Source organism: Bifidobacterium sp., assembly GCF_050874245.1.
Taxonomy (GTDB): Bacteria; Actinomycetota; Actinomycetes; order Actinomycetales; family Bifidobacteriaceae; genus Bifidobacterium.
Map to the genome: position 1 here is coordinate 1 of NZ_JBNMKH010000074.1, position 8,770 is coordinate 8,770.

Sequence of the window (8,770 nt, forward strand, 5' to 3'; positions counted from 1 at the left end):
GGTGGCGATTCGTCCGAATATGCTGTATACTATGTTGCTGTTGCCCCTCTAGCTCAACGGTTAGAGCAGCGTCCTTTTAAGTCGTGGGTTGTGGGTTCGAATCCCACGGGGGGCACCGGCCAAAAGCCTTGAAAGCCAATGTTCGCAACGGTTTTCAAGGCTTTTTTCGTTTGATTTAAATTGATATTTTTTGGGCAAACCCATCTAAAACCCATCACAATCACATCCATAAACACATGACACGCCATAAATCTGCATCAACTATGTGAAGGTATTGTAAACGCTTCTTCAAGCATCATAGCCGCTTCTTCACTTTTTTGCCCGCGGGCTATGTATACCCTCTGGGTAGTCGAAACATCACTGTGCCCTAGATAATCGGCCACATCGAGGTCGGCTAACCCTTGACGGTGCAAGATGCTGGCGCATGTCTTGCGGAACGAGTGGGACGTAATACGCAGGTTTTCACATCCCAACTGCTTTCGCACGCCGCGCAGATGCCTATCCAACAGTCCGACGTCGCGAATACCGCCTAACGGCATAGGGAACACGAGATCGTTAGGTTTGCCGCCGCCTCTAGACGCTTGCACGTCATGCCGCCGCTGCAATAGTTCCATGACACATGATGGGACGGATATGGTACGCGCGCTGGTTTCGGTTTTCGCATGCTCCTCTAGCGCCATCCCCTTACCTTTGACGCGCTTTGCAATCCTTTTAACGGTGACAGTGTGGTGTCGGAAGTCCACGCAGTCCCAGCACAACCCCAACGCTTCACCCGCACGAAACCCAGTACCCGCCATGAAGCGGAATACATCCGCCTCATCGTTTTCGGCCAACTTGCTATCGTCAATCGCCTTCAATACGTAAGGTAGATCTTCAAGTGGGATGGCGTCTGAGCCCCTCTTACCCACGTGCTCGATTCGTTCCAGTTCGTTTACGGGATTGTGGACTAACGCACCCTCCCGTATCGCCATGCCGAACATTCCACTTAGCACTGTCCTGCAAGATTTAGCTTGGTCCGCACCGCTATGTCGGACAACATAGTCGATGAAATCTTGCAATCGAGCCGGAGTGGCTTCTTGTATGGCGTACGCTCCGAGGCGCTTGGTGATATGCCGGACCGCCGTGCCGTATGTTTGGATTGTTCCATTCGTGCGTTTTGCTCGAACGTCGAACATGAATCGTTGTGCTAGATCTTCGAGTTTTGTGTCCAAGTCAATGGTTCCAAATGACCGTTGCCGAATGTTTTCACATGCCTTTTCGACGGCCATCTGAGCGCCGAGTTTCGACGTGCGGGTCCGTTCCAGCTGCCGCAACCTACCATCGTTGCAGCGGACCTTGCATTTCGCGGTCCATTTTCCATCCCCACGGACATAGTTGATCGCACCGTGCTGGCCTATGGGCATCTTCGGTCTAGACATTCACGCTCCTATAGTTTCGTGCGCTTATGCTGCGATTGCAATTATTTCGCATCACTCGTTGTAGGCAACGCTGTTGATATAAGAGGAAATCAGAGTTACTATTTTCCGCGCTTTGGAATCAATGTCTTTCATGGCATCTGGGAGTTCCACGCCGAGTGCGTTCAACAGATTCGTTTCCGAAACCCATGAGAACAGCAAACCCGTATTGGAGCCTTCCGGGTCCTCGCTCTCGACAATCTCCTTCACTGAATCGACTTGATTGGTTAGTTCAATCGCAGTACAGACTACTTTTATCTGCCGGGCATCCGGAGCACCTTCTTTCGCGCACAAGGAGAACTCATTAGCTCCAAACAAGCGGCACACCCCCATTGGCGTCAAGCCGCTAAAGGACCCCGACTCTATTCTCATGAACGGCCTATCCAAATCACACAGAATCGACAGCGGATTGACGTTAATGGTCCGTGCGATTTCTATCAGACTCGACAGGTCCATGCGCCGTCGTCCATTTTCAATGTTGAAAACAAGCTGCCGCGACACACCGGAGTTGGGGAATTTTTTCGAGACTGCAGCAGCCAATGTTTCGGCAGTATACCCAGCCGCTAAACGGTATGTTTTCAACCTTTTTCCGACTTCTGGGAAGTCATTCAATCTTGCATCCATAGTTGCAGATTAGCAACAACTGTGGATAGCTGTTTGCAATTGTCGATACTTGTAATCTATTGTATGTAATTGCAAGGCGTAATCGATTATCGATACTTTGCAACGACAGCCTATCAAGGAGGAAGAAAAATGACTGAAACTTGGGACATCGAAAAAGTGGCGGAGCTAATGGGTATCACCAAGGACGCCGCATATCATCGCCGCACGTACCGACCGGAACTAATGCCACCCGCCATTAAGGTGGGGCGTTTCATCAGGTTTGACCCGGAAACGGTACGCGCTTGGATGAAGGAGCACACCGAACAGGGGATGCATGATCGCGCATAAAAAAGGCGCCGCATCGACTGCCATCGACGCGACATCCAGTGAACTTAACCGTAGTTCTTCATCCAACATAGCCGATTTTTATTGGCTACTCAACTACCGCAGGCTGGTTGCGACCGGGGTCATCCCGGAGCCTCGCGGATTCTATTACGGCGATGGCGTGGCTCGAAATTTTAGTGGGCAGCCATTTGAACCGCTGAATTGGGTTTATCTCAGGGAAGGCAACCATTCGTGACTATCGATTTTGAAGTAAAGGACCGTGCGCAGCTTGACGAAGCAGCCGACAACGTGGACCGTCTCGCCCTCGCAGTCGGCAGGGACGCCAACAACCACGGCGTACTGGACGGAGTCCGCACATGGTTCGCCCGGTTCATCAAGACCCAGAACAGTGGAGATCTCGACGTGCTGACCCTATGGACGGTGCACACGTTCCTACTCTCCGTGCTCCCGTGTTCGCCGCGGCTCATCATCGACTCGCTGCTCTACGGAGCGGGTAAGACCACCACTCTGGAACACATCGAGAATCTCGGACATGAGACGTTCATCGCGTCCGGCATCGGCAGCCCGGCCCTCATCCCCCGCATGGTAAGCGCGGCAGGTGATGAGTCCATCACGTTGCTAATAGACGAGGCTGACCGTACTTTGGACCCGAAGAAGGACGGCGTGGGCGACCTCATGGCCGTCATAAATTCCGGCAGCAAACACGGTGCCACACGCCCAGTGCTCGTACCAGACAAGGATAAGGGTTGGAAGGCCGAAGCCATGCCTACGTACTGCGCCGTAGCAATGGCCGGTAACGCTCCCGCGCTGCCGGACGATACTCGTTCGCGCTCCTTGCACGTGTACCTGCTGCCCGCTTATGACGACGACATCGACGAAACCGATTGGGTGAGTGACGACACTCTGACCACCGCCGCTCAATCGCTGGCCGACCAAATCGCCCAATGGGCCTCCGATAACGCCGATCTGGTGAAATCCATGAAGCCACATCTGCCGGAGGGATGCAAGGGCCGTACAAAGGAACGATGGGTGTCGCTGGCGAAAATCGCCGCCGTCGCCGGTGGTGACTGGCCGGACCGTGTGGACAATCTCATATCCGCCGACTTGGAACGCATGAAACGTGAGCGTGAGGATGGGCTGACCAACGTTCCGCCACGCGCCTTGCTGCTGCCGGACCTGCTCGACGTGTTCGGCAACCTCGACTTCATGAGCACCACCGGAATATGCGAGGGGTTGGCTCGCATCTCTCCCGAACGTTGGGGTGCCGAGTCCCCATATGGCGCTCCGATTTCACGGCAGCGTTTAACTCGCATGTTGAGTCCGATGGGTATTCACAGTTCAAAATCCACCGGACGGCAGAACCGTTGCAGGGGCTACCGACGCGCCGACATTCAACGTATGGCGGAGGCGGCACATCTTACGGAGAGTACCCCGAGCAACCCCCTATAACCTATGTGTCCCATTCGATGCCCTACCTCCATAGTCATGGGACACGTGGTCCACGTGGGACACGTGGGACACACCACAAACGTTCGTTGAACCGCCGAACGCCTTGAAATGAAAGGAATCCGCTATGAGAAACACAACCAAACAGACCACGATCGTGCACTTGGTGCCAACTTGGAAACTCAAGCCGGAAACCTCGCCAACCGCCCTATGTGGGGCTGGCGTCGAGGTGCCGGACACGACCGGACATGCCGGACCCGGAACACCCATAGACACGGAAGGGTGCATTGTGTGCGCCTTATGCGAACTGTGCCAGACGTTCGGGGACATCCCGGAACCACCGGAATCTACCGCGCACGCCGAACAGGGGAAGCTATTTTGAGCATCCTCATCGAACCGTTGTGCACCGGTGTCGCGTACCTAGTCGTCATTTGTGGTCCGCCTGCCGCCTTGATGATGGCCGACCAAATCCGAGAGAGGAGGAAACATGGACGCAACGTTTGAAGGTATCGAATGACATCGTCGCCATCGCGGCATCAGCGATAACCGCGACGTTGAGTCGTGGCAAATTACGCCGGACGCCGAGATCTATTGTCCACGCTGTTTTTGGACGACGTTCTGGCCGCTCGAACGGCACCCGTCCAATTGGATGGGATACCGCCAACTGTAATCATCATGCGCCGCCTACGCGCTCACGTAGGCATCGTGAAAGGAATGAGAATGACGAAGAACATGATTGAGACAACCGCAGACGGCAGCATTGTACTGCCTACCTACTCCCACGCTACAGACGGATGGAAGTTCACCGAAGCCAAAGACGGGATCCTCATATTCCAACCGGAAAACAAAATGCTCGGTATGGAATTCAACATCTTCATCGGATGGAACGATCCGCACCCGCACGCGGAATTGAACCCAGCAAGCTCACTCACGTTCACCGAAGCCGAAAACCTGTATGACGTCGCGGACGCCGTGGACTATTACCATGCATGGCTCAAGGATTGCGCGGACGCTTTTTCATGGATCCAGACGATTGACGCCGAGCTCGGCATAGACACATTGACCATGCGAGAGTTGCGCCACCGCGACACGCCGGAAATTTCAACGGAAAGCGACGAAGACGAAGCGGATACGTTGCCGTTCGTCTGGGCTGACGCCGGCATGGAATGCAGCGACTCCGCAGACGGGAAAGTGTTTGAGTTCACGGGAGGTGTCGGCGTGCCGGACACGAACGTCTGTGCTGTCACCCGCCAAAATTACATCGTCAGTGCCGAAGGGCGCACCAAGAATGTCACTTGCTCGTTTGAGCTTCAAAGTGACCCGCTGCCCTTGGATAGGGCGTATCCGGCTGCCGCGGCCATCGCCCTCGCCGCCGCTGGAATCGAGATGAACGCGCCCACGCCGTCCGCTGATGAGGTGAACGCCCTCGCTCGGCTGCTGCACGGGTTCGCGCTCGACACCTTCGTTAAGGGGGAGGCACTGCATGACCGCGTTCACGCCTGAGCAAATGGCCCAACTGGCCGAAGCCAAGGCGAAGGCCGCGACGCCCTCGCCCTCGCCTGAAATCGCCAAACTGCGTATGCAGTTGGCGCACGAACGGGGCGCGAAAAAATTCTACAGAAATAAATACAATAACCTGCTTCGCACCATCAAAACACTGAAATAGAAAGGAAACGAGGAAATTATGAATAATAATGAGAACATTGAAATCATCGAAGAACAGCTCCGTATCATGGATGCCGACCTCGAGGGGGCACGCTCCATGATCGACCGCATCCAACACGAACGCGAACACATCGAGTACGCCGTCAAGGCGTTGAACCCACGCTATTTCGCCGTCGAGAACGCCGAGGAGGTGGCCGACCATGAGTGAAGCCCTCGCCACCGAAACCGTTGAGAACGCGACTGCGGAACCGTCTACCGATACCGTGCAGACGCCTGAACCGAAGCCGAAGCTTGGGGATGCCCTCTCACGGCATGACGCCTCACGTGAGGCAGCGAAGTACCGCACGCGACTGCGTGAAACCGAAGCGGAACGTGACAACCTGACCATGCTGCTCACGAAGGCACGCCGCAGCATGGTAGGCAAGGCGTCCGCCATGAACGTGGTCATCGACTCCGGACGCGCCGACCTGCTCGCCATGCTAACCGACGAACAGATCTCTGAAATGTTCTCTGATGATGGAGAACTCGACAGCGACGCCCTCGCCTACGCCATCAAGGAAATCACGGACGCGAAGCCGTACTTCCTCGCCACCACGCCGCGTAGGAAACCGCAGCAGACCGAGGACCCGTTGGCACGCAAGGTAGCCATGCAGGCCGAGTTCCCGTCCGGCACCTCGCACGTGAAGGGCGACCCCCTTAGAGATGCCCTACGCCGCAAACGGTAACTAGACACAATGTCCAATTTGTCTACCCCTCGAGGTAAGATGAACGAAGTTCATTCCCGAGGAATGGCCGCACTGCCCAGAGGGCGACGCGCACACTATTGCGAACCTAATAGCAACCTTCGCAAAACCACCCGCGCCGCCTGAAGGGCTTTTTTCATGCCTTCGCAGCGCGAAGAATCTAAGGACTTACCAATTATGAGCGACACCATTACGAACGGCCTGAAATCGTATTTTCAGGATACCAATTTCGTTCCGGCAATCGAGGCCGCGCCGGACGCGCTGATTCTGAACCCGCTGTTGACCACTCTCGCCGCGACCCCCGAGGGCGACGCCACGCGCGTTCGCATCCCATTCATTTCCGAAGACCCGACCGCCGCCGTGGTGGCCGAAGGCGCCGAGATTCAGGCCGGTGACCCGAAGCTGGCCGAAGTGGCCTTCGGAACCCTTAAAGTCGGACTCATCCACCGCGTGTCGAACGAGGCGTACCGCAGCGTCGCTGCGGGTCAGAACACGGATAACCCAACCTCGGAACAACTCACAGAATCGTTGCGCAGGTCCATCACCGCCAAGCTCGATGCACTGTTCCTGAACGAGGCTAAGGACGCTGAGAACGTGGCGCATCCGGTCGGCCTCGCCCAGAGGGACGACATTATCGATGGCGGCACCATCACGCCCAAGACGCTGCTAACGCCGCTCATAGACGCTATTGCTACGATCAGCGATAACGGCGCTTCACCGACTGCCATCCTCACATCCAATAGCGCTTGGGCAAAATTGCTCAAACTCGCTTATGCGGATGGGCGTCCCGTGATTAATCCGGACGCTCAGACCGAAGCGATACCGCAGCTGCTGGGATTGCCGGTGGTGCGCAATGCCGCTGTTCCCGCCGATACGCTGCTGGTGCTTGACGCTGCGAACGTCGTCGCCGCCGCGTCCGACATTGACGTCGAGACCAGCACGGATGCATACTTCGGCAGCGACTGCACCGCTATCCGCATCCTCTCCAGAATCGGTTGGGACTTGGTGCGCCCGAAGCGCACCGCACGGGTGAAAATCAACCTTGCCGCCGCCGCGTCAACCGGTAAGTAAATTCTCCCCCGTCGTTAATCGTCGGCGGCGGGGTACGTTCCATCCAGTCGGTGCTTTAACCTCCTTTCCACCGGCGAGGCGAAAAATATACGGGGGTGTCGTGGTTCCTGAGGCGACACCCCTTCTTTCTATCCACGCCACGTGTGATAATTAGACATGGTGATTAATAAAGGCCCAAATACTTGTTAACACCAGCCGCGCGTGAAGCACGGTAGTTCAAGCGAGACGTTTGGACGAATGGATTCAAGAACGCGAAATATTGCATTCTGCCTAATCGACGGCTTCGATGTTTATGGTCATATTCTTGAATCGGCAGATAATTGGCCCCGCGGCGAGTAAGCTGCGGGGTTTTCTCGTATCCGAAAACTTCCTCTCGGAGAGAGAAGGTTTCCAAGTTGAAATGCTCTCAATGAGAGGAATTCCAAACTTGCTTTAACCTAAAGGAAGTATCAGAGTGGAATTATTTTAGAATCGAATAATTCCAAAATTGCGTGCGTACTGCACCCAATGTCAAAACTAACGACGTTAGATTTGAAATGGAATTGGTACATGATGCACGTTTGAAGTGGACACTCGCACAATGTGCGCTTGATCATCCAAGCTTGAAGCTAAAGGTTGGGTTGCAATGTGGCAAAACGCACAAAGTGCAAGATGGCAAAGGTGCCGATGGAACGTTTGGCAAAACTAACGTCGTAGGATTTGCTAGATCAGCTTCACCGTTGGAGAACCTGAAACTTGTACACAATGTGTCGAAGTTTTCAAAACTTTATAGTCAAGGTTTGAAACCTCGACTCAACGAGACGAAGTTTCCTCATGGGGGCTGGGGAAGGGTCCCCCAGGGGGATGGTCGGGGCCGTCGGGTCAATGGTAGAAATAGTGCGCGCCGTCTGAAAAAGTCCGCGCACGAAACGTGACATTGCTGGGAGGCTGCTCCGCCTATCCAACGATTACGTTGGGGATTACCCCGCCTGTTATGGCGGGGTATCGAAAACCTACAGCAAGGGGGTAACAGATGGATACCACGAATATCCGGCTGCTTAACGCCTATGGTGCCGTGACACCTTGCAACGGAATCATCCTACATCGATTCAGTTCTCGACGCGCTGGTGTGTCCCACGTGTCCCACGTGGACCACGTGTCCCATGACTATGGAGGTAGGGCATCGAATGGGACACACACATGAGTCAATCCGCAAAACCCATCTAAAACCCATCACAATCACATCCATAAACACACAGGCAGATGCATCTAATCCTTGATTTTTCAATGCTTTACGACAGATTGATACAGGTGCGTACATCACCCCCCATGCCGTCATGATTACGTCGTGGGTTGTGGGTTCGAATCCCACGGGGGGCACCGGCCAAAAGCCTTGAAAGCCAATGATTGCAACGGTTTTCAAGGCTCTTCGTTTATCCGATGCAAGGGGTTATGAAGGGGAAA

Annotated in this window: 10 protein-coding genes and 1 tRNA gene; 9 read left to right on the top strand and 2 right to left on the bottom strand. The window is 54.8% G+C overall.

What is annotated here, in order from left to right:
* The first annotated feature begins 42 nt into the window (after positions 1-42).
* Positions 43-115 (top strand) — tRNA-Lys (locus ACR0P8_RS07680).
* Positions 116-257: 142 nt separating this feature from the next.
* On the opposite strand, the gene ACR0P8_RS07685 is transcribed toward ACR0P8_RS07680, so the two are convergent.
* A complete protein-coding gene (locus ACR0P8_RS07685; RefSeq protein WP_432624522.1) occupies positions 258-1,418 on the bottom strand; it encodes a tyrosine-type recombinase/integrase in 1,161 nt (386 codons plus the stop codon).
* Positions 1,419-1,469: 51 nt separating this feature from the next.
* The gene (locus tag ACR0P8_RS07690; RefSeq protein WP_432624523.1) at positions 1,470-2,066 is read right to left on the bottom strand and encodes a helix-turn-helix domain-containing protein; all 597 of its coding nucleotides are present in this window, start codon (positions 2,064-2,066) and stop codon (positions 1,470-1,472) included.
* 141 nt (positions 2,067-2,207) lie between these two features.
* Here ACR0P8_RS07690 and ACR0P8_RS07695 point away from each other — a divergent pair, with 141 nt between their 5' ends.
* The 8 genes from ACR0P8_RS07695 (at position 2,208) to ACR0P8_RS07730 (ending at position 7,327) form a co-directional block, all read left to right on the top strand.
* Positions 2,208-2,405 (top strand): helix-turn-helix transcriptional regulator, encoded by a 198-nt coding sequence (locus ACR0P8_RS07695; protein WP_432624524.1) that lies wholly within the window; start codon positions 2,208-2,210, stop codon positions 2,403-2,405.
* Positions 2,392-2,637, top strand: coding sequence for a hypothetical protein (locus ACR0P8_RS07700; protein ID WP_432624525.1), 246 nt, complete (start codon positions 2,392-2,394; stop codon positions 2,635-2,637). Before ACR0P8_RS07695 ends, ACR0P8_RS07700 begins: the two co-directional genes overlap by 14 nt.
* Positions 2,634-3,851, top strand: a complete 1,218-nt coding sequence (locus tag ACR0P8_RS07705) for a DUF3631 domain-containing protein (protein WP_432624526.1) — start codon at positions 2,634-2,636, stop codon at positions 3,849-3,851. The genes ACR0P8_RS07700 and ACR0P8_RS07705 overlap by 4 nt, the downstream gene beginning before the upstream one ends.
* 717 nt (positions 3,852-4,568) lie before the next feature.
* Positions 4,569-5,351 carry a hypothetical protein gene (locus tag ACR0P8_RS07710; protein ID WP_432624527.1) on the top strand — a complete coding sequence of 261 codons (783 nt, stop codon included), beginning with the start codon at positions 4,569-4,571 and terminating at the stop codon, positions 5,349-5,351.
* Complete coding sequence (locus ACR0P8_RS07715; protein ID WP_432624528.1) at positions 5,332-5,514, top strand: hypothetical protein; 183 nt, start codon at positions 5,332-5,334, stop codon at positions 5,512-5,514. The genes ACR0P8_RS07710 and ACR0P8_RS07715 overlap by 20 nt, the downstream gene beginning before the upstream one ends.
* A gap of 18 nt (positions 5,515-5,532) precedes the next feature.
* On the top strand, positions 5,533-5,721 hold the full coding sequence (locus ACR0P8_RS07720; RefSeq protein WP_432624529.1) for a hypothetical protein: 189 nt from the start codon (positions 5,533-5,535) through the stop codon (positions 5,719-5,721).
* Positions 5,714-6,238, top strand: a complete 525-nt coding sequence (locus ACR0P8_RS07725; protein WP_432624530.1) for a hypothetical protein — start codon at positions 5,714-5,716, stop codon at positions 6,236-6,238. Before ACR0P8_RS07720 ends, ACR0P8_RS07725 begins: the two co-directional genes overlap by 8 nt.
* A 195-nt stretch (positions 6,239-6,433) precedes the next feature.
* Positions 6,434-7,327: a phage major capsid protein gene (locus ACR0P8_RS07730; protein ID WP_432624531.1), complete on the top strand. Its 894-nt coding sequence runs from the start codon at positions 6,434-6,436 to the stop codon at positions 7,325-7,327.
* Positions 7,328-8,770: the final 1,443 nt, after the last annotated feature.

Bases quoted from the DNA above. Each gene is read 5' to 3' on its own strand.
- ACR0P8_RS07725 (WP_432624530.1), top strand. From the start codon at position 5,714: ATGAGTGAAGCCCTCGCCACCGAAACCGTTGAGAACGCGACTGCGGAA.
- ACR0P8_RS07710 (WP_432624527.1), top strand. From the start codon at position 4,569: ATGACGAAGAACATGATTGAGACAACCGCAGACGGCAGCATTGTACTG.
- ACR0P8_RS07700 (WP_432624525.1), top strand. From the start codon at position 2,392: ATGATCGCGCATAAAAAAGGCGCCGCATCGACTGCCATCGACGCGACA.
- ACR0P8_RS07685 (WP_432624522.1), bottom strand. From the start codon at position 1,418: ATGTCTAGACCGAAGATGCCCATAGGCCAGCACGGTGCGATCAACTAT.
- ACR0P8_RS07695 (WP_432624524.1), top strand. From the start codon at position 2,208: ATGACTGAAACTTGGGACATCGAAAAAGTGGCGGAGCTAATGGGTATC.
- ACR0P8_RS07720 (WP_432624529.1), top strand. From the start codon at position 5,533: ATGAATAATAATGAGAACATTGAAATCATCGAAGAACAGCTCCGTATC.
- ACR0P8_RS07715 (WP_432624528.1), top strand. From the start codon at position 5,332: ATGACCGCGTTCACGCCTGAGCAAATGGCCCAACTGGCCGAAGCCAAG.
- ACR0P8_RS07730 (WP_432624531.1), top strand. From the start codon at position 6,434: ATGAGCGACACCATTACGAACGGCCTGAAATCGTATTTTCAGGATACC.